The 19900-nt window shown below is 64.7% G+C and carries 19 protein-coding genes; 10 read left to right on the forward strand and 9 right to left on the reverse strand.

From position 1 onward, the window contains the following. Positions 1–136 precede the first annotated feature (136 nt). On the reverse strand, positions 137–964 hold the full coding sequence (locus tag ABB26_RS10510; RefSeq protein WP_057633870.1) for an ABC transporter ATP-binding protein: 828 nt from the start codon (positions 962–964) through the stop codon (positions 137–139). A 138-nt stretch (positions 965–1102) separates the two neighbouring features. On the opposite strand from ABB26_RS10510, the gene ABB26_RS10515 reads away from it, so the two are divergent. From ABB26_RS10515 to ABB26_RS10535, 5 genes are all read left to right on the forward strand, one after another. Further along, positions 1103–2305 (forward strand): DesA family fatty acid desaturase, encoded by a 1203-nt coding sequence (locus ABB26_RS10515; protein ID WP_057633871.1) that lies wholly within the window; start codon positions 1103–1105, stop codon positions 2303–2305. Continuing rightward, on the forward strand, positions 2302–2634 hold the full coding sequence (locus ABB26_RS10520) for an EF-hand domain-containing protein (protein ID WP_152982640.1): 333 nt from the start codon (positions 2302–2304) through the stop codon (positions 2632–2634). Before ABB26_RS10515 ends, ABB26_RS10520 begins: the two co-directional genes overlap by 4 nt. A 55-nt stretch (positions 2635–2689) precedes the next feature. Further along, entirely contained in the window at positions 2690–3157 is a 468-nt protein-coding gene (locus tag ABB26_RS10525) for a hypothetical protein (protein ID WP_057633873.1), read from the forward strand. Between the two features lie 44 nt (positions 3158–3201). Further along, positions 3202–4014, forward strand: coding sequence for a bifunctional DNA-formamidopyrimidine glycosylase/DNA-(apurinic or apyrimidinic site) lyase (gene mutM / locus ABB26_RS10530; RefSeq protein ID WP_057633875.1), 813 nt, complete (start codon positions 3202–3204; stop codon positions 4012–4014). Positions 4015–4235: 221 nt separating this feature from the next. After that, positions 4236–5837, forward strand: coding sequence for an OpgD/OpgG family glucan biosynthesis protein (locus ABB26_RS10535; protein WP_057633876.1), 1602 nt, complete (start codon positions 4236–4238; stop codon positions 5835–5837). Between the two features lie 180 nt (positions 5838–6017). Here ABB26_RS10535 and ABB26_RS10540 read toward each other — a convergent pair whose 3' ends face one another. Beyond that, positions 6018–6638, reverse strand: coding sequence for a thymidine kinase (locus ABB26_RS10540; RefSeq protein ID WP_057633878.1), 621 nt, complete (start codon positions 6636–6638; stop codon positions 6018–6020). Between the two features lie 82 nt (positions 6639–6720). Next, positions 6721–7443, reverse strand: coding sequence for an SEL1-like repeat protein (locus tag ABB26_RS10545; protein WP_245626193.1), 723 nt, complete (start codon positions 7441–7443; stop codon positions 6721–6723). Positions 7444–7604: 161 nt separating this feature from the next. On the opposite strand from ABB26_RS10545, the gene ABB26_RS10550 reads away from it, so the two are divergent. Together ABB26_RS10550 and ABB26_RS10555 are read left to right on the forward strand one after the other, a co-directional pair. Continuing rightward, on the forward strand, positions 7605–9590 hold the full coding sequence (locus tag ABB26_RS10550) for a UvrD-helicase domain-containing protein (RefSeq protein ID WP_057633881.1): 1986 nt from the start codon (positions 7605–7607) through the stop codon (positions 9588–9590). Positions 9591–9739: 149 nt separating this feature from the next. Continuing rightward, positions 9740–10261 (forward strand): GNAT family N-acetyltransferase, encoded by a 522-nt coding sequence (locus ABB26_RS10555; RefSeq protein ID WP_057633883.1) that lies wholly within the window; start codon positions 9740–9742, stop codon positions 10259–10261. Between the two features lie 175 nt (positions 10262–10436). On the opposite strand, the gene ABB26_RS10560 is transcribed toward ABB26_RS10555, so the two are convergent. The 5 genes from ABB26_RS10560 to ABB26_RS10580 form a co-directional block, all read right to left on the reverse strand. Next, positions 10437–11858, reverse strand: coding sequence for a short-chain fatty acid transporter (locus tag ABB26_RS10560; protein ID WP_057633884.1), 1422 nt, complete (start codon positions 11856–11858; stop codon positions 10437–10439). A 157-nt stretch (positions 11859–12015) separates the two neighbouring features. Further along, on the reverse strand, positions 12016–12642 hold the full coding sequence (gene ycaC, locus ABB26_RS10565) for an isochorismate family cysteine hydrolase YcaC (RefSeq protein WP_057633886.1): 627 nt from the start codon (positions 12640–12642) through the stop codon (positions 12016–12018). Positions 12643–12797: 155 nt separating this feature from the next. Then, on the reverse strand, positions 12798–13439 hold the full coding sequence (locus ABB26_RS10570; protein WP_057633888.1) for a hydrolase: 642 nt from the start codon (positions 13437–13439) through the stop codon (positions 12798–12800). A 60-nt stretch (positions 13440–13499) separates the two neighbouring features. Further along, on the reverse strand, positions 13500–14189 hold the full coding sequence (locus tag ABB26_RS10575; protein ID WP_057633890.1) for an isochorismatase family protein: 690 nt from the start codon (positions 14187–14189) through the stop codon (positions 13500–13502). A 97-nt stretch (positions 14190–14286) separates the two neighbouring features. After that, positions 14287–15153, reverse strand: a complete 867-nt coding sequence (locus ABB26_RS10580; RefSeq protein WP_057633891.1) for a pirin family protein — start codon at positions 15151–15153, stop codon at positions 14287–14289. Positions 15154–15278: 125 nt separating this feature from the next. On the opposite strand from ABB26_RS10580, the gene ABB26_RS10585 reads away from it, so the two are divergent. After that, complete coding sequence (locus ABB26_RS10585) at positions 15279–16184, forward strand: LysR family transcriptional regulator (RefSeq protein ID WP_057633894.1); 906 nt, start codon at positions 15279–15281, stop codon at positions 16182–16184. Positions 16185–16262: 78 nt separating this feature from the next. Here ABB26_RS10585 and ABB26_RS10590 read toward each other — a convergent pair whose 3' ends face one another. Further along, complete coding sequence (locus ABB26_RS10590; protein ID WP_057633896.1) at positions 16263–17270, reverse strand: zinc-dependent alcohol dehydrogenase family protein; 1008 nt, start codon at positions 17268–17270, stop codon at positions 16263–16265. 172 nt (positions 17271–17442) lie between these two features. Between ABB26_RS10590 and ABB26_RS10595 the strand changes: the two genes are divergently transcribed. Together ABB26_RS10595 and ABB26_RS10600 are read left to right on the forward strand one after the other, a co-directional pair. After that, positions 17443–17838, forward strand: a complete 396-nt coding sequence (locus tag ABB26_RS10595; RefSeq protein ID WP_057633898.1) for a winged helix-turn-helix transcriptional regulator — start codon at positions 17443–17445, stop codon at positions 17836–17838. 106 nt (positions 17839–17944) lie between these two features. After that, on the forward strand, positions 17945–19864 hold the full coding sequence (locus ABB26_RS10600; RefSeq protein WP_057633900.1) for a M61 family metallopeptidase: 1920 nt from the start codon (positions 17945–17947) through the stop codon (positions 19862–19864). Positions 19865–19900: the final 36 nt, after the last annotated feature.

The following is a 19900-nucleotide window of genomic DNA, read 5'->3' on the forward strand; positions in this document are numbered from 1 at the left end:
GAGTGGGGGATTAAGCAGGGGGAGGGGTGCGTTGCCCCCCCAGTGGCAAACAATCCCCGTTCCCTACTTCAATGCCACCGGGTAGCGAGGACCACGCTCGGCGTCCATTCCCAGCTCCCGATTCCCCGCCTCAACCTCAAAGCTCCCCCTGCACCCAGGCCGTCAGCCGACCGGCTTCCTCGCGCACTTCGATTGGCCCGCCGAAAACCTCCGACAGCGGCGCCGAGCACAGCAGTTGCTCGCGCGGGCCATCGGCGAAGATGCGCCCGCCCTTCATCAGCACCACGCGGGCGATTTCCGGAATCACCTCCTCGATGTGGTGGGTGACCAAGACCAGGGTGATGCCCTGCTGGGCCAGGTGCTGCATGGTGTCGATCAGGTGCTGGCGCGAGATCAGGTCCAGCCCGGTGGACGGCTCGTCCAGCAGCAGCGCCCGGGGTTGATTGACCAGGGCACGGGCGATCAATACGCGGCGCGTTTCGCCGGCCGACAGCTCGGCGTAGCTGCGGCCCAGCAGCGGCAGGGCACGGGCCAGCCCCAGCGCCTCGCGGGCACGTTGGCGCATGGCGTCGGTGACGTCGCGATGGGCCGGCACCACGTAGCTGGCGAAGAAGCCGGAAATCACCGCTTCCTCCACGCTCAGCCCCGGCATGTCGGCCAGGTTGCTGGACAGGTCGCCGGTGACGATGCCCAGCTGCGAGCGCAGCCGGTCCACCTGCCAGCGGGTCTGCCCCAGCACCTGCACCGGCACGGGGCCATCGGCGCGCGCCAGCGGGTACAGCTCGCGCGTGATCAGTTTGATGAATGAGGACTTGCCGCAGCCGTTCGGGCCGAGGATGGCGGTGTGCTGGCCCTGTTCGATACGCAGGTTGAGTTCATGCAGCACACGTACCTGGCCGCGGACGACGCAGGCGTGGTTCAGTTCGATCAGCGGTGCCGCAACGGCGGCCGGGGCGATGGTCATTCAGGCGTGAGTGTCGATGTGAAAGGCAGCTGAGGATTCGACCAACGGACGAGCCGCAGGCGGATGAAGTTTGCAGCGGCAGGCCCCATCATGTGTAGCACTGGTTTCATCTGGCACCGACCTGCCTGGAGTTCTGCAATGTCCGAAGCGCTGCTCACGTTTCTCACCGGTGGCATTGCCGGCCTGGGCTGGTGGGGCATGCTCGCGGTGCTGCTGGTGTTCACCCAGCTCACCATCTTCGCGGTGACCTTGTACCTGCACCGCAGTCAGGCCCATCGCGGCGTGGATTTCCATCCGGTCATCTCCCACTTCTTCCGTTTCTGGGTGTGGCTGACCACCTCGATGATCACCCGCGAGTGGGTGGCCATCCACCGCAAGCACCACGCCAAGGTGGAAACCGAGGAAGACCCGCACAGCCCGGTCACCAAGGGCATCGGCCAGGTGTTCTGGCGCGGGGTGGAGCTGTACCGCGAAGCGCGCGCGCAACGTGCCGATATCGAACAGTACGGGCGCGGTGCGCCGGAGGATTGGGTCGAGCGTCACGTCTATACGCCGCACGCCAACCTTGGCCCGGTGCTGTTGTTCGCGGTCAACACGGTGCTGTTCGGCCTGCCGGGCATCGCCTTGTGGGCGATCCAGATGGCGTGGATTCCGTTCTGGGCGGCGGGTGTGGTCAACGGCCTCGGCCATTGGTGGGGTTACCGCAATTTCGAATCGGCCGACACCTCGACCAACCTGACGCCGTGGGCGTTCTGGATCGGCGGCGAAGAGCTGCACAACAACCACCATGCCTTCCCGAGTTCGGCACGGTTCTCGATGCGGCGCTGGGAGCTGGACATCGGCTGGCAGGCCATCCGCCTGCTGCAGGCGCTGCGGCTGGCCAAGGTGCTGCGCGTGGCGCCGACCATGGACATCCGCCCCAACATCGCCGTGCCCGATGCCGACACGCTCAAGGCGTTGTTGTCGCACCGCTTCCAGGCCATGACCGATTACCAGCGCAATGTGTTCGCACCGGCGTTGAAGGATGAGGCCGCCGCTGCCGGCGCCAAGCTGCGCAAGCTGCTGCCGCGGCGCATGCGCAAGGGCCTGGTCAATGACGGTCGCTGGCTCAAGCCGGCCTGCCGCGAACAGTTGAACCAATGGGTGCAGCAGCGCCCGCGCATCCAGCAGCTGGTGGAGCACCGTGCGCGGCTGTCTGCGTTGCTGGAGGCGCGCAGCCACGACGCGGCCGAGCGCCTGCGCCAGCTGCAGCAGTGGTGCCAGGAAGCAGAGGCCAGCGGCAGTGCCGCGCTGCAGGCCTATGCGGCGCGCCTGAAGGGCTACTCGCTCAGCGGCGCATGATCGGCCGCTTGATCGCCGCTGGCCTGCTGCTGGTGACGCTGCCGGCCGTCGCGCAGGTACAGGACACCGCTACGTACCTGCAGCGGATGGATGCCGGTGCTGACGGCCGGGTAAGCCCGGACGAATACCTGCAGTGGATGTTCTATGCATTCGACCGCATGGATCGCAATGGCAACGGCGTGCTGGAGCCGGACGAACAACCCGGTGGGCGCGGCAAACCGATCACCCGTGACGAACAACGGCAGGTGATCCTGGCCCGCTTCGCACGACAGGATGCCGATGGCGATGGCTATCTGAGTGCGCGCGAGTTGATGGCGCCACCGCGTTGATGCAACGGCAGCCTGCGATCAGAATGGCGGCCGTCAATGCATGCAGGGATCAAGGATGAAGCCATTGTTCGCGCCGCTGGTGGCCACCACGTTGTTCGCCATGCCGGTCATGGCGCTGGCGTTTTCACTGGGCAACAAGCCGTACGTGCAACCCGTGGAAGGCGAGCCGGCGGCCGAGGTGAGCATCGATCCCGGACTTGGCATCGTGGGCGCGCTGAACTTCAACGAGGACGGTTGTTATATCGGCCGTACCGGCGCCGAAACGTTGCGCGTACATGCACAGCGCAAGGCGCATATGGATGTGCAGATCCGGGATGGGCGCAAGACGTGCACGGTCACCTTCGCCTTCACCCCGCAGGAAGACCACCAGTACCGGGTGTTGCAGGGCCTGGAGCCATCGCGCGGCGGGCAATGCTCGGTGATGGTGATGGGCAAGGGTGCCGATGGCGCCGACGCGACGGTGGATGTGCAGCCTTTCGAAATGCGCGTGCGTGGCTTTGGTTGCCTGCGCGCCAGCGAGTAAGCCTGCCCGGATTTGCCGGGGGGCGTGATCATCAGGATTGAGCGATGCCGGAACTGCCCGAAGTAGAAACCACCCGCCGAGGCCTGGAACCGCACCTGCAAGGGCGGCGCATCCACGGCGTGATCCTGCGCCGGCCGGACCTGCGTTGGCCGATTCCGGCGGAGATCGAACAGCAGCTGCCGGGCCAGCGCATCGAAGCGATCCGCCGCCGCGCCAAGTACCTGCTGCTGGATACCGATGTCGGCAGCGCATTGCTGCATCTGGGCATGTCCGGCAGCCTGCGGGTGCTGCCCGGTGATACGCCGGTGCGCGCGCATGACCACGTCGACATCAGCCTGGAAGATGGTCGCCTGCTGCGTTTCAACGACCCTCGCCGCTTCGGTTGCCTGTTGTGGCAGCCAGCCGGTGAGACCCACGAACTGCTGCGTGAGCTTGGCCCCGAGCCGCTGGACGACGTGTTCGACGGCGACTATCTGTTCCATCGCAGCCGGGGCCGCAGCGCGGCGGTGAAGACCTTCCTGATGGACCAGCGCATTGTCGTTGGCGTGGGCAACATCTATGCCGCCGAAAGTCTGTTCACGGCCGGCATCAATCCGCTGCGCGAGGCGGGCAAGGTGTCGCGGGCGCGCTACCAGCGTCTGGCCGATGCGGTGAAGGAAATCCTCGGCCACGCCATCACCCGGGGTGGCACCACGCTGCGCGATTTCATCAGCCCGGACGGTGCGCCGGGCTACTTCGAGCAGGAGTTGCTGGTGTATGGCCGCGAGGGTGAGAACTGCAAGCAATGTGGCCGCCTGCTGCGCTACGCCAGCATCGGCCAGCGTGCGACGGTGTGGTGCGGGTACTGCCAGCGCTGAGGTTGTCGGGGAGGTGTGAGAAAGGACGGGAGTGGAAGCGGCCACAACGGCAAAGACACCCCCAGCTCCCTCAATTCACCCCGGACCAGAAACGGCCGGGCACGGCCAGCACGGGCTGCCATCACGGTTCCTGAAGCGGATGTTCAGTCCACGGCGGGCGGACGCTGCCGATTAACGCAACTGCGCCTAACATGCCCGCTGTCCCCATCAGCCTGCCCTCCATGCAACGACGCGACTTCCTGCGCAACGCCTCCGCTGCCCTGGCCGCCTTCGGCCTGCCGTCCTTCGCCGCCTGTGCAGCTGCGCCTGCGCAGATGGGGTTGCGTCGCATCGGCCAGCCACAGCCATTCGACTTCGCGGCCCTGAAAGGCCAGGCCCGCGCGCTGGCCGCCGCGCCGTACCAGAGTCACAAGCGGGTGCTGCCGGCGGAGCTGGAAGCGCTGGACTGGGACCAGTACCAGTCCATCCGTTACCGCCAGGATCACGCGCTGTGGGCCGACCAGCCGGGCAGGTTCCAGGCCAAATTCTTCCACCTGGGGCTGTATTTCCATTCGCCGGTGCGCATGTTCGACGTGGCCGGCGGCAAGGCGCAGGAGCTGGCCTATGACGGCGCTGCGTTCGATTACGGCAAGAGCGGCATCCACGGCAAGCGTCTGCCAGCTGATCTCGGGTTTGCCGGGTTCCGGTTGAACACCCGCGCCGATACCGACCGCGACTTCGCCGCCTTCCTCGGCGCGAGCTACTTCCGGGCGGTGGGCAAGGAAGGCCAGTACGGTCAGTCCGCACGCGGCCTGGCGATCGACACCGGCATGGGCAAGCCGGAGGAATTCCCCGACTTCATCGCCTATTACCTGGAACAGCCCAGCGGTGATTCGGACACGATCATCGTCTACGGCCTGCTCGATTCGCCCAGCGTGGCCGGCGCCTACCGCTTCGCCATCACCAATGGCGACGTGCTGCTGATGGACATCGACAGCGCCCTTTACCCGCGCCAGCAGATCGAACGCCTGGGCATCGCGCCGTGCACCAGCATGTACCAGGTAGGCGAGAACGACCGCCGCATGGATTGGGACTGGCGCCCGGAGATCCATGACACCGATGGCCTGTCGATGTGGACCGGTGCCGGCGAGTGGATCTGGCGCCCGCTGTGCAACCCGACGCACCTGCGCTTCAACATGTTCGTGGACAACAACCCGCGTGGTTTCGGCCTGCTGCAGCGTGACCGCAACTTCGACCATTACCAGGACGACGGCGTGTTCTACGAGAAGCGCCCGTGCCTGTGGGTGGAGCCGAAGGGTCAGTGGGGCGAAGGCTCGGTACAGCTGGTGGAGATCCCCACCGTCGATGAAACCTTCGACAACATCGTCGCGTTCTGGAACCCGAAGGCGAAGCCGCAGCCGGGCCAGGAGCTGCTGGTCGGCTATCGGCTGTACTGGGGCGCGGAGCCGCCGGCACGACCGCCGCTGGCGCACTGCGTGGCCAGTCGCACCGGCCTGGGTGGCGTGATCGGCAAGAAGCGCGAGTATTTTTCCTGGCGCTTCGCGGTGGACTTCGAAGGCGGCGAGCTGGCCAGCCTGATCGACAAGGGCGAGGTGGAAGCGGTGGTGGAAACCAGCCGTGGCAAGCTGGAAACCATTTCCGCGCGACCACTGCGTGAGATCAAGGGCTACCGTGCCATGTTCGACCTGGTGCCGCCGGAAGGCAGCTACGACCAGATCGACATCCGCCTGTACCTGCGCAGCGGCGGCAGGACACTGACCGAGACGTGGTTGTATCAGTACACCCCGCCGGCGGCTGGCGCGCCGGAGCGGACGCTGTATTGAGGTGCATGTTCGAAGCCCCTCTCCTTCCGGGAGAGGGGTTGGGGTGAAAGCCGGGGTTGTTCACCAGACTGGCGCGTGGCGACGCGTTCATCGCGTTCATCAACGAGGCGTCTCCAACACCAATGAGGCGCCGCTCATCCGCCCTACGGGTACCTTCTCCCGGAGGGAGACGGTACGGCGTCACAACGGCAGTGGCGCCTGCATCGGGTCGATCCGGCCTTCGCCGCGGGTGATCTTCTTGAACTCGGCACGGCTCACCGACACATAGCGCTCGTTGCCACCGATCTCCACCTGCGGGCCGTCCTGCACGGCAAAGCCGTTCTCGTCCACGCGCACGGTCATCGTCGCCTTCTTGCCGCTGTGGCAGATGGTCTTGATCTCCTGCATCTCGTCGGCCCAGGCGAGCAGGTACTGGCTGCCCTCGAACAGTTCGCCACGGAAGTCGGTACGCAGGCCGTAGCACAGCACCGGGATGCGCAGTTCGTCGACCACTTCGGACAATTGCCACACCTGTGCCCTGCTCAGGAACTGGGCCTCGTCCACCAGCACGCAACCGAGCTTGCCGTGCTGGGCGATGTCACGTTCGATCAGTTTCTGCAGGTCGGTGTCGCGCTCGAACGCGGTGGCTTCGGCCTGCAGGCCGATCCGCGAGGCGACCACGCCGGTGCCGGCACGGTGGTCCAGGCGCGGGGTCAGCAGGGCCACCCGCATGCCGCGCTCACGGTAGTTGTGCGCGGACTGGAGCAGGGTGGTGGTCTTCCCGGCGTTCATCGCCGAGTAGTAGAAATAGAGCTTGGCCATGCCGCATTTTAACGCGGCAACGCAAGCGGGTGCCGACCGATGGCCCGGGCGCAAGGGACAGTACCGTTGTTGTGCCGATCGTTCAGCGCGTGTCGACCTCCGGCGAGGCGGTTTGCGGTGGGCCAACCTCCACATTGGAACGCATCGGCCGGGACCAATAAGCGTCCTGGTCGCACCAGTACATTTCGGGTCGGTAATAGGTCGGGTCGTAGTAGACGGATCCGGAGATGTCATTGCCATTTACATCTGTGACATACAGGGCCCCGGTTACCAGGCCGGTGCGGCCTCCGGTCATGTTCCGGGTTGCCAGGCGTAGTTCCCTCTCCAGGTTTGGTTTGGTAACGCTGTCGCTATATCGGGCGTAAACCGCTTGCCCACGATGCACAGCTTCTGCACGTTGCTGTTCATCGAGTTGTGCCCAGTAGGCTTCGCGGTGAACAACAAAACTGCGGTAGTTGCGCTCGGCTGCCAGGTCCACCCAGGCATAGGCAAGTGGATGATCGGCGGCGATTCCAAGGCCCTCCCAGTACATGTGGGCGACCATGAGCTGGGAGAATTTGTCCGCATAGTTTGCGGCGCGCTTGAAGTCCCGTAGCGCCTTGGCGTAATTGCGTTTTTTGTAGGCTTCCAGCCCAGCATTGCGCCAACGCATGTCCGGGTGAGCCCCATAGAATCCAGCGGTCATTATTTCGGCCGGAATGGGCTTTGACGACAGATTGCGACAGGCTTCTTCCGTCGACGGCGCAGCCAGCGCGGGCAGCGCGACAAGACCCGCGAGAAATGCGGAGGCCCATGCGTTACGCATGTCATCGATCCTTATGACTGTGTGGCGCATTCCAGCACCTGAACATGGCTTTTACAACCGTTCACCAAGCCCAACGCGAGCGCAGCAGTCGTCTCCCGCAACGATGCTGGGGGCCTTGGCGGCGATGGCTTACACTGGCTGTCTGCGACTGAAATCACCTCATGCTCGACTCCCTCAATCCCCCCCAACGTGCAGCGGCCGTACACGCCGAAGGCCCCTTGCTGGTGCTGGCCGGTGCCGGTAGCGGCAAAACGCGCGTGATCGTGGAAAAAATCGCCCACCTGATCAGCATCGGGCGCTATCCGGCACGACGCATCGCCGCCATCACCTTCACCAATAAATCGGCCAAGGAAATGCGTGAGCGCGTGTCAAAGCGCCTCAGTGGCGAGGATGCGGCAGAGGTCACCATCTGCACTTTCCATGCGTTGGGATTGAAATTCCTGCAGATCCAGTATGAACAGGTGGGATTGAAGCGCAGCTTCTCGATCTTCGATGCCGACGATGCCGGCGCGCAGATCAAGGACCTGCTGGGTGGCAGCAATGCCAAGCCCGACGACATCGAGGACATGAAGAGCCTGATCTCGCGCGCCAAGAACGCGGGCATGTCGCCGGAGCAGGCGATGGCGGCGGCGCGCAGCAGCCGCGAGAAGAACGCGGCAATGGTTTACGAGCTGTACCAGGCACGCCTGACTGCGTTCAACGCGGTGGATTTCGATGACCTGATCCGCCTGCCGGTGCAGGTGCTGGAAGAGAACCCGGACATCGCCCTGGCCTGGCGCGAACGCATCGGCTACCTGCTGGTGGACGAATGCCAGGACACCAATGATGCCCAGTACCGGCTGCTCAAACAGCTGGCCGGGCCGCGTGGCAACTTCACCTGCGTGGGTGATGACGATCAGTCGATCTACGCCTGGCGTGGCGCCAACCCGGAAAACCTGCAGCAGATGGCGCGCGATTACCCGGCGCTGCAGATCATCAAGCTGGAACAGAATTACCGCTGCTCCAACCGCGTGTTGCGTGCGGCCAATGCCTTGATCGCACACAACCCACACGAGCATCTGAAAACGCTGTGGTCCGACCAGGCCGACGGTGAACGCATCCGTGTGTGGGAGTGCCGCAACAGCGAGCATGAGGCGGAGAAGGTCGCCTCGGAGATCCACTTCCTGGCGACCAGCCGCAAGATTCCGTGGAGTGATTTCTGCATCCTGTTCCGTGGCAACTTCCAGTCGCGCCCGCTGGAAAAAGCGATGCAGCTGGTTGGTGTTCCGTACCACCTCAATGGCGGCACGGTGTTCCTGGAACGGCAGGAAGTGAAGGACACGCTGTCGTGGCTGCGCCTGCTGGTGAACCCGGACGACGACACTGCTTTCATGCGCGCGGTGCAGTCGCCCAAGCGCGATGTCGGCGCCAGCACGCTGGCCAAGCTGGCCGAGTTGGCCTCTGACAAAGACATTCCGATGGCGCACGCCGCCGAGGCGATGGGCGCGTTGGCACAGCTGTCGCCACGCGCGGCCAACAGCCTGAGCAAGTTCACCGACATCCTGCGTGCGCTGCGCATGGACATGCGCGACATGACCTCCGGTGATCTGGTACGCCGTGTCGCCAAGGATTCCGGCCTGCTGGCGGAGATGCGCAACCAGGCCAAGGACACCACCAGTTACGAGCGTCGTGCCAACAACATCGAAGAACTGGCGTCATGGTTCGAGAGCGGCCCGCGTGGTGCCAGCGCCGCCGACATGGCCGCGCAGCTGGCGTTGATATCGCGCAACGACAAGGACGACGGCGGCAACCAGGTGCGGATGATGACGCTGCACGCCTCCAAAGGCCTGGAGTTTCCGTATGTGTTCATCGTTGGCTGCGAGGACGGCGTGCTGCCGCACCAGGTCAGTCTCGACGAAGGCACGCTGCAGGAAGAACGGCGCCTGCTATACGTGGGTATCACCCGCGCCAAGATCCAGCTGTGGATGAGTTTCAGCCGGCTGACGCGCAAATTTGGCGAACACATCCGGCTCAAGCCGAGTCGTTTCTTCGACGAACTGCCGGCCAGCGAAATCCAGCGCGACGGTGCGGACCCGGTAGCGGATGCCGCGCACAAGCAGGAACGCGCGAAGGCGGGGTTGGCGGCGATCCAGGCGTTGTTTGATTGAGGGTTCGCGCTGCTTTTGTTTTCTGTTCTGCTCCTCGTTCCTCGTCCGTCATTTCCGCCTTCGCGGGAATGACGGGCGGATAGCGGCACTTGCACACAGGCACCCCGAGGCCTGACGCTTCCGTGTACCAATCACGCACGGAATCCGAGATGTCGCCCCTGATCGAAACCGACCGCCTGCACCTGCGCCTGCTGCGCGATGACGATGTGGACGCAGCCGGCATGTTGGCGCTGCTCAACGAACCGGGCTTCCATGAATTCATTGCCGACCGTGGTGTGCGCACGCTGGAACAGGCGCGTGATTACATCCACAAGGGTCCGTTCGTCAGCTACGCGGCCAACGGTTTTGGCATGTATGTGATCGAACGACGCGAAGACGGCGCATGGATGGGCAATGCCGGCCTGGTGCGCCGCAACGGTTTGGTGCACGTGGATATCGGTTATGCGCTGCTGGGCGACTTCGTTGGGCAGGGCTATGCGCTGGAAGCAGCACGCGGTGTGGTGAAGCATGCGCGTGAGGTGCTGGGGATCGCGACCTTGTGCGCGATTGTTTCGAAGGGCAATGCGCGGTCCGTGTGTTTGTTGGAGAAGCTGGGGTTTGTGGCGGATGGGGTGACGCGTTTGCCGGGTGAGGAGGAGGACGTGTTGTTGTTCTTGTTGGAAAAAGCCTAGTTGGAAAAAGCCTAGGCGGCGAAAGAACCTGCATCAACCTGTGGGTGCAGGTGGGGCGGAAGAGGGGGGCGCGAAGCGTGCTTTTTGTTGCGGTTGTTTGCCATGGCTGGTTTCGTCGTACCCTCACCCCAACCCCTCTCCCGCAGGCGGGAGAGGGGCTTTAAAGGCCGCATTTTTACGGCATCACCGGCGGCACATACGCCAGCGTTGCGCCCAGTGCCCACAGCAGTATCAGCACCAGGGGAATGTGTACCAGCAGCTGCACGAAGGTGAAGCCGATCAGGTCGCGTGCCTTCAGGCCCAGCACGCCCAGCAGCGGCAGCATGTAGAACGGGTTGATCAGGTTGGGCAGCGCCTCGGCCGCGTTGTAGATCTGTACCGACCAGCCCAGGTGGTACTGCAGGTCGTTGGCGACCTGCATCACGTACGGTGCTTCGATGATCCACTTGCCGCCGCCTGACGGAATGAAGAAACCCAGCACCGCCGAGTAGCTGCCCATCAGCAGCGCATAGGTGTCGTGGCTGGCGATCCGGGTGAAGAAGGTGGAGATGATGTGGGCCACGCTGTGGCCATCGCTGCCGTTGACGGTGGTCATGATCGCGGCGATGGAGCCATACAACGGGAACTGGATCAGCACGCCGGTGGTGGACGGCACCGCGCGCGCCACCGCATCCAGGAAGTTGCGTGGGCGCCAGTGCAGCAGCGCGCCGAGCATCAGGAACAGCAGGTTGTAGGTATTCAGACCGGAGATGGCCTGGATGGCCGGCTTGGTCGAAAACTCATGCATCAGCCAGCCAGCGGCCAGCACCACCAGCAGCAGGATCAGCAGCGGACTGTGCTCCAGCCATTCACCGGGACGGGTGGGTCCGGCCTTGGGCGGTGCGATGTCCATGCTGACATCCACGCCGCAGTCGGCCGCGTCACGCGCGGAGTTGGCATTGGGTGCGGTGACGTAGGAGATCACCAGCGACACCAGCACCAGTGCCGCCAGCAGCACGCCGGATTGCCACAGGAAGATGGTTTCGGTGAACGGGATGACGCCGGTGATGGACAGGATCGACGGCGGCAGACTGGCCGGGTTGGCCTGCAGCTGCGCGGCCGAGGACGACAGGCCCAGCGCCCACACCGCGCCCAGGCCGAGGTAACCGGCGGCGCCGGCGGCGCGGTAATCCATCTTCAGCTCGGTGCGCCGTGCGAGTGCGCGCACCAGCAGGCCGGCGAACACCAGGCTCAGGCCCCAGTTCAGCAGTGAGGCCAGCATCGACACGATGGCCACCAGTGCCACTGCCGTGCGGCCGTTGCCGGGCACCTGCGCCAAGCGATCGATCAGGCGCGAGGCCGGGCCGGAGGAGGCCACCACATAGCCGCCGATGACCACGAAGGCCATCTGCATGGTGAAGGGGATCAGGCTCCAGAAGCCATCACCGAAGGCCTTGGCGGTCTCGGTAGGCGCCGCACCGATCGACAGCGCGGCCAGGCTCACGGCCGCGAGGGCGAGGGCGGCGAACACCCAGGAGTCGGGGAACCAACGCTCGGCGAACTGCGCGCAGCGGATGGCGAAACGCGCCGAAGCGGTGTCTTGCGATGAGGTTTGCATGGGGGCACTACCGGAATGTCTATGTCACCCGGACCGTAGCAACTGGCCACCCGGTGGCGAAACTGTACTTTGGGTTAGTGCGTGCGCGGCCACCGCAGGCGGCAGAACGCCATCGCATCAACCGATGCGATGGCGCGGGATGCTGAATGCGCTGCGATTACTTGCCGGCGGTCAGCGTGGTGTAACCGGTGATCAGGTTGCGGTAGTCCGGGATGTGCTTGGAGAACAGTGCGCCCAGGCCTTCGATGTCATTGCGCCAGTCGCGGTGCAGCTCACAGGCCACGCCGAACCAGGTCATCAGCTGCGCGCCGGCCTGTTCCATGCGGCTCCATGCCGCCTGCTGGGTCATGCTGTTGAAGGTGCCCGACGCATCGGCGACCACGAACACGTCGAAGTCCTCGGCCAGCGCCGACAGCACCGGGAAGGCCACACAGACTTCGGTCACGACCCCGGCGACCAGCAGCTGCTTCTTGCCGGTGGCCTTGACCGCCTTGACGAAGTCCTCGTTGTCCCACGCGTTGATCTGGCCGGGACGGGCGATGTACGGGGCCTCGGGGAACAGTTCCTTCAACTCCGGCACCAACGGGCCGTTGGGGCCGCTCTCGAAGCTGGTGGTGAGGATGGTCGGCAGCTTGAAGTACTTGGCCAGCTCGGCCAGCGCCAGCACGTTGTTCTTGAACTTGTCCGGGTCGATGTCACGGACCAGCGACAGCAGACCGCTCTGGTGATCGACGAGCAGGACGGCGACGTCATCCTTGTCGAGGCGGGTGTAAGGCTTGCTCATTGGGTTCTCCAGTGGGTGGGTTGAAAAGAGGCAGGACCTGGCCGGTCGGCAAACCGGCAGAGGCGGTGCTCGCCGGTTTGCTCCATCGCCGCGCCCGGTGTCCGTCACGAACAGGCATTGGCCAGTGAGGATGGGCCGACCGATGCGTTGGCCGGTTACTCGGCCGCGTCGTAGCCGAACTGGATGCCCGCCGTGCCGCCGGTGCTGATGAACAGGTCCATGAACTGCCTGGCGGTGTCGGCGCGGTTCCAGTCGCGCTGCAGTTCGCAGAACAGCTGGGCGACGCTGATCAGCTTGCCGCCGGCCTGCTCGATGCGGCGCAGCGCGGCATCGTGGGCGGCCAATGACGTACCACCGACCGCATCGACCGGCACGTACACTTCATAGCCTTCGCGCAGTGCATCCAGCGCCGGGAAGGTCAGGCAGGCTTCGGTCCACAGTGCGGTCATGATCAGCTTCCTGCGACCGGTGGCCTCCACAGCCTTGCGGAACTCCACGTCTTCCCACGAGTTGATCGTGGTGCGGTCGTAGGTGGGCTCGTCCTTCAACACCTTGCGCAGCTGCGGGATCGGCGGCTTGTTCAGACCGGTCTTGACGTTGACCGTGGAGTGCACGATCGGCAGTTCGTAGACCTTTGCGGCCTTGGCAACGCCGACGATGTGGTTGACCAGCAGCTGGCGATCCATCGAAGCGATGGAGTTCACCTGCACCGGCTGGTAGTCGATGACGATCAGGGCTGAGTTTTCCGGGGTCAGCAGATCATCGGCTTTCGGGTCACGCTTGGTTTCACTGGTCATGACAGAGCACCTTCTTGGGATGAGCACTGCGCGCACCCTGCGCGCAGTGCGGGGAACGGATCAGCTGCGCTGCGAATCCAGCTGCTCGTGGTTGGTCACCACTTCCTGCGCCTTGCTGTAGCTCTCGATCAGCAACTGGTAGTTCGGGAAGATCTGCGTGTAGGCCTGCGCCCATTCGGCGGCGTCTTCGCGGTTCCAGGTCTTCTGCAGCTCCGAGGCCACGGCGGCCACGTCGATCACCACCACGCCGGCCTGCATCATCCGCGCCAGGGTGATTTCCTGCGCCTGCTTGGAATAGGTGCCGGACGCATCGATCACCGCGAACACCTGGTAACCCTCGGCAACAGCCGCGATCGACGGGAATGCCATGCACACGCTGGTGATGGTGCCGGCGATGATCAGCTGCTTCTTGCCGGTGTCCTTAACCGCCTGCACGAAGTCGGGGTTGTCCCAGGCGTTGATCTCACCCTTGCGCGCCACGTACTTGGCGTGCGGTGCGTTCTGGTGGATTTCCGGAATCAGCGGGCCATTCGGACCCTGTGGTACCGAGGCGGTGGTGATGACCGGGATCCTGGCCAGCGATGCCAGCTTGGCCAGGGTCGAGGCCAGGCGGCGCAGCGTGGTGAACGGCATGTCGTGCACGGTCTGGAACAGGCCGCTCTGGTGGTCGATCAGCAGCATGGCGACGTTGTCCGGGTCGATCACCGGCTTGGCACCATTGAAGTTTGCGGCGTACGGGAAGGCATTCATGGCGGGGCACTCATTGAGTAGCAATGGGACGATCGCGCGGCGTCGGTAATGCAGGCGCGACGGGGAAGTGACCGGGCGGTTACGCCCGGTCATGGGTTCAAGCGGCGATCTGGCCGAAGCGGCCGGAGTTGAAGTCATCCATCGCCTGACGGATTTCGTCCTGCGTGTTCATCACGAACGGGCCGTAGCCGGCGATGGGCTCGTCGATCGGCTCGCCGGCCAACACCAGCACGGTGGCATCGGCATTGGCTTCCAGCTCCACCTGCCCGGCAGCGCGGTCGAACAGCACCATCTGGCCTTCGCGTGCCACCTGGTTGCCGTTGAACAGCACGGTGCCATGCAGTACCACCATCGCCACGGTGTGGCCTTCGGCGAAGTCCAGCGTGGTGTGGTGATCGCGCTGCAGGCGCAGGTCCCACACATCCATCGGTGTGTGCGTGCGGGCCGGGCCGCGCTGACCGCCGAAGGCACCGGCAATCACGCGGACCGTACCGGCGCCATCAGCCAGGGGCACGACCGGGATGTCGGCATTGCTGATGTTCTGGTAGCCCGGCGTGGACATCTTGTCCTTGGCCGGCAGGTTCACCCACAGCTGCACCATTTCCAGCGTGCCGCCACGCCGGGTGAAGGCTTCGGAGTGGAACTCCTCATGGAGGATGCCGGAGGCGGCGGTCATCCACTGCACGTCACCCGGGCCGATCTCGCCGCCGGCACCGGTGGAATCGCGGTGGGCCACTTCGCCGTCATAGACGATGGTGACCGTTTCGAAACCGCGGTGCGGGTGCTGGCCGACCCCGCGCGGGGTGTCGGTGGGGCTGAACTCGGCCGGGCCGGCATGGTCCAGCAGCAGGAACGGGCTCAGCTGACGGCCGTGCGTGTTGTAGGAGAACAGCGAACGGACCGGGAAGCCGTCACCGACCCAGTGCGGGCGGGGGGCGCTGTAGAGGCCACTGATCTTCTTCATGTTTCTGCTCCGTTGGCGGCGCGGCTGCGCCTTTCGTTGGAGCAAAGATAGGTTTGGAACGATGTGGCCGGTAGACGGCAAAAAATGGTCTCATAGTCCTATCTGGTGAACGATGGAGTGGCCCGATGCAGGACCTGAACGACCTGTACTACTTCGCAAAGGTGGTCGAGCACGGCGGCTTCGCCCCGGCCGGACGCGCGCTGGGCGAGCCGAAATCCAAACTGAGCCGACGCATCGCATTGCTGGAGGAGCGGTTGGGGGTGCGCCTGATCCAGCGCTCCACCCGGCATTTTTCAGTGACCGAGGTGGGCCAGACGTTCTACGCGCATTGCCGGGCGATGTTGGTCGAAGCCGAAGCGGCCGCCGAATCCATCGAGATGACCCGCTCCGAGCCGCGCGGCGTGGTGCGCCTGAGTTGCCCGACGATGCTGCTGGATTTCCGCGTGGCGGAGATGGTGGCCGACTTCATGGCGCGCTGCCCCGAAGTGCAGGTGCATCTGGAAGCCACCAACCGGCGCGTCGACGTGATTGCCGAAGGCTTCGACCTGGCCATCCGCGTGCGGCCACCGCCACTGGAAGACAGCGAACTGGTGCTGAAAGTCTTGGCCGAACGCACGCAGTGCCTGGTCGCCGCGCCGGCCTTGCTGGAACGCTGCGGCATGGCGCATGGCCCGGCCGACCTGCACCTGCTGCCCAGCCTGGCGCTGGGCGTGCCGCAGGGTGAGCATGTGTGGCGATTGATCGGCCCGGACGGCGCCATCGCCGAGGTCCCGCATCATCCGCGCCTGATCACGCGCGGCATGATGGTGCTCCGTGAGGCCGCGCTTGCCGGTGTGGGAGTGGCGCAGCTGCCGACGATGATCGTGCGCGAAGCGCTGGATGCGGGCCGCTTGAAGCATGTCGCGCCGGAATGGGCGCCGCCGAAGGAAATCATCCACGCCGTGTTCCCTTCACGACGCGGCCTGCTGCCCTCGGTGCGGTTGTTCATCGACCATCTCGCCGCACGTTTTGCGGCGCTGGACGAGAGCTGATGTCGAGCGGCGCGGGGCAATGCGTGGCCCCGCGCCGTGATTGACGCCGGCCGGCCGTGGTGAGGGCCGGCGCTGTGCTCAGAAGGACAGGCAGATCTTGCCGAAGTGCTGGCCCGACTGCTGGTGGGAAAACGCTTCGGCGATCTGTGCCAGCGGGTAGCGGCTGTCGATCACCGGGCGCCAGCTGAAGGTATCCAGCGCCCGCACCATGTCCTGCTGGTGCTCGCGGCTGCCCACCACCAGGCCCCTGAGGGTCTGCTGCTTCATCATCATCTCGGTGGTGGGCACATCGCCGGAGAAGCCGGTGAGCACGCCGATCAGCGCGATATGGCCGCCGACGGCGCAGGCACGGATGGACTGCGGCAGGGTACCGGCGCCACCCACTTCGACCACGATGTCGGCACCGCGCCCACCGGTGGCGGCCAGCACCGCATCACCCCATTGCGGCTGTTCCCGGTAATTGATGACCGCATCGGCGCCCAGCGCCAGCAGGCGCTGCTTCTTCGCGTCGCTGGAGGTGGTGGCAATCACACGTGCGCCCATCGACTTGGCCAACTGCAGGGCGAAGATGGACACCCCGCCGGTGCCGAGCACCAGCACGGTGTCGCCGGCACGGATGCCGGCATCCACCACCAGCGCACGCCAGGCGGTGAGGCCCGCGGTGGTCAGCGTGGCGGCCTCTTCATGGCTGTAGCCCTTGGGCGCGTGGGTGAAGGTGGTGGCCGGCAGGGTGACGTACTCGCGGGCAAAGCCGTCCACACCGTCGCCGGGCACGCTGGCGAAACCGACGGGCAGCGTGTGCCCGGCCTGCCAGCCGGGAAAGAAGCAGGACACCACGGCATCGCCCACGGCGAATTCGGTCACCGCCTCGCCCACCGCGGTGACGGTGCCTGCACCGTCGGCCATCGGGATGCGCTTGTCGGCCGTCGCCGAGGCGCCGGACACCACCATCAGGTCGTGGTAGTTGAGCGAGCTGGCGTGGATGCGCACCTGGATTTCGCCGGCTGCCGGAGCGCCGGGAGCAGGCAGCTCGACCAGCTGCAGGTGGTCCAGTCCGCCGGGTTGCTGGAGTTGAATGGCTTGCATGTGGATCCTTCAGACGAGGGGAGGGGCAGCCGGTGGTGGATGTTGCCGCCGACCGTTGCGAGCATCCTGCATGTAAAGTATCCAAATGGCGATAACGCACATTTTTGAACTGTAGTATCAAAAATGTAAGTGAAAAGCGTCATCTGATCCCGTCACTTCTGCGCAGGTGCCCATGCGACGACTGAACAATAAAAGCGGTTGCGCGGTGGAGACCACCTTGTCGGTCATGGGAGGCACGTGGAAGCCGATCGTGCTGTTTCATCTTCTGGGCGGAAAGAAGCGTTTCATGGAACTGAGCCGGGCCATTCCTTCGGTTACGCAGCGCATGCTCACGCTGCAGCTGCGTGAGCTGGAGCAGGCCGGCATCGTCCACCGCACCGTCCATCCCGAAGTACCACCGCGTGTGGACTATGCGTTGACCGAGTTGGGTCAAACGCTGGAGCCGGTGTTGCTGGCGATGCGCGAGTGGGGGCTTGGTTATGCCCGGGCCCAGCAGGACGAACCATTGCCGCTGACCGGATGTCTGGTCAGCGCCGATGAGGAAAGGCCCGCACGCGAGACCTGCTGATCGCGGCATCGGGCGACAGTTTGTTTCATGCCCATGCCTAACGGCCCGTGCCAGGTCGTTTGATGGCGGCGCATCATGGCCCTCTCTGACAAAGACGAGGTTGGTGATGCATGTACTCCGTCCTGCGGTGCTGGGGTTTGCACTGATGACTGCCATGGGCATGGCGAGCGCGGCACCGGATGTGCCAAAGGTGGACGCACGCGGCGTCACGATCAGCGAATCGGCGTATCCGGGCACGATTGTTCTGGACGTGGATGCCACCGATCTTGGCCAGCGCGTGTTCAAGGTGCGGCAGACGGTGCCGGTGCGCGGCGGACTGCAGCGTTTCCATTACCCGGCCTGGTTGCCGGGCAGCCATTCGCCCACCGGCCAGATCGAGAAACTTGCCGGCCTGGTCATCACCGCCAATGGCCAGCGCTTGGAATGGATGCGCGATCCGCTCGATGTCTACACCTTCAACGTGCAGGTGCCTGAAGGCGCCACCGAGCTGCGCATGGAGTACCAGTTCCTCAGTCCCACCGATTCGGCGCAGGGCCGCACGGTGATGACGCCGAACATGCTCAACCTGCAGTGGAATGCGATGGTGCTGTACCCGGCCGGGCATGCCGCGCATGCCATCACCTACCAGGCCAGTGCGCGCTACCCACAGGGATGGGAAGCGGCAAGCGCGTTGAGCGTGGCACGTCGCGAAGGCGACACCGTGCACTACGCGCCGACCAATCTGGAAATCCTGGTGGATTCCCCGGTATTCGCCGGCCGCTATCACCGCACGATTGATCTTGCTGCGGCGGGTACCCGCCCGGTGCGCCTGAACGTGTTCGCCGATCGCGCCAAGGATCTGGAAGCCAAGCCCGAGCATATCGATCAACATCGCGCGCTGGTGACGCAGGCTCGCAAGCTGTTCGGCGCCGAGCACTACGATCATTACGACTTCCTGTTCGCTGTGACCAACCAGCTTGGTGGCATTGGCCTGGAGCATCAGCGTTCCAGCGAGAACAGCGAAGATCGCGACTACTTCAGCGGATGGGATGCAAAGGTCGGCAGCAGCGATCTGCTTGGCCACGAGTACACGCATTCCTGGGATGGCAAGTACCGGCGCCCGGCCGACCTGGCCACGCTCAACTACAACGTGCCGATGCAGGGCAGCCTGCTGTGGGTATACGAAGGCCAGACCCAATACTGGGGCAACGTGTTGACTGCGCGTTCCGGCATCCGCCCGCTGGACGCCTCGCGCGATGCACTGGCGCTGGTCGCAGCCACGTATGCCGACAATCGTCCGGGTCTGGAATGGCGTTCGCTCGGTGACACCACCAACGATCCGGTCATCGCCCGCCGCAAGCCCAAGCCCTACCGTGGCTACCAGATGAGCGAGGACTACTACCAGGGTGGGCAGATGCTGTGGCTGGAGGCGGATGTGCGCATCCGCAAACTCAGTGGTGGCAAGCGCAGCCTGGATGATTTCGCCAAGGCCTTCTTTGGTCAGCACGACGGCCAGTGGGAACGCCCGGACATCTACACGTTCGAGGACGTGGCTGCGACGCTGGAGCAGGTGCAGCCCAGCGGCGACTGGGCGCAGTTCCTGGGTGATCGCGTGGAGCGCAGGCAGGGCCTGACCGGTGGTATCGAAGCCGCCGGCTGGAAACTGGTCTACAACGACAAGCCCAGCGCCTACTACAAGGCAATGATGAAGGGCCGTGGCGCCAACTTCATCTACTCGCTGGGCATGGCGCTGGACAGTGCCGGACGCGTGAGCGAAGTACGCTGGGACAGCGCCGCGTTCAACGCCGGCATCGGCAGCGGCATGCAGGTGCTGGCAGTCAACGACCTGCAGTACAGCGCCGACGAACTGGAAGAAGCCGTGCGTGCCACCAAGGAAGGCAAGCAGCCGATCCGCCTGCTGGTGAAGGAGATGGACGTGTACCGCACGCTCAGCATCGACTACCACGGCGGCCTGCGTTACCCGGCACTGGAACGCATCGAGGGCAGCACCGATTACCTGACGCCGATCCTCAGCGCGAAGAAGTAATCGCCAGTGCCGAGCCCTGCTCGGTAGAGGCTTCAC

It is taken from the genome of Stenotrophomonas humi, assembly GCF_001431415.1.
GTDB lineage: Bacteria > Pseudomonadota > Gammaproteobacteria > Xanthomonadales > Xanthomonadaceae > Stenotrophomonas > Stenotrophomonas humi.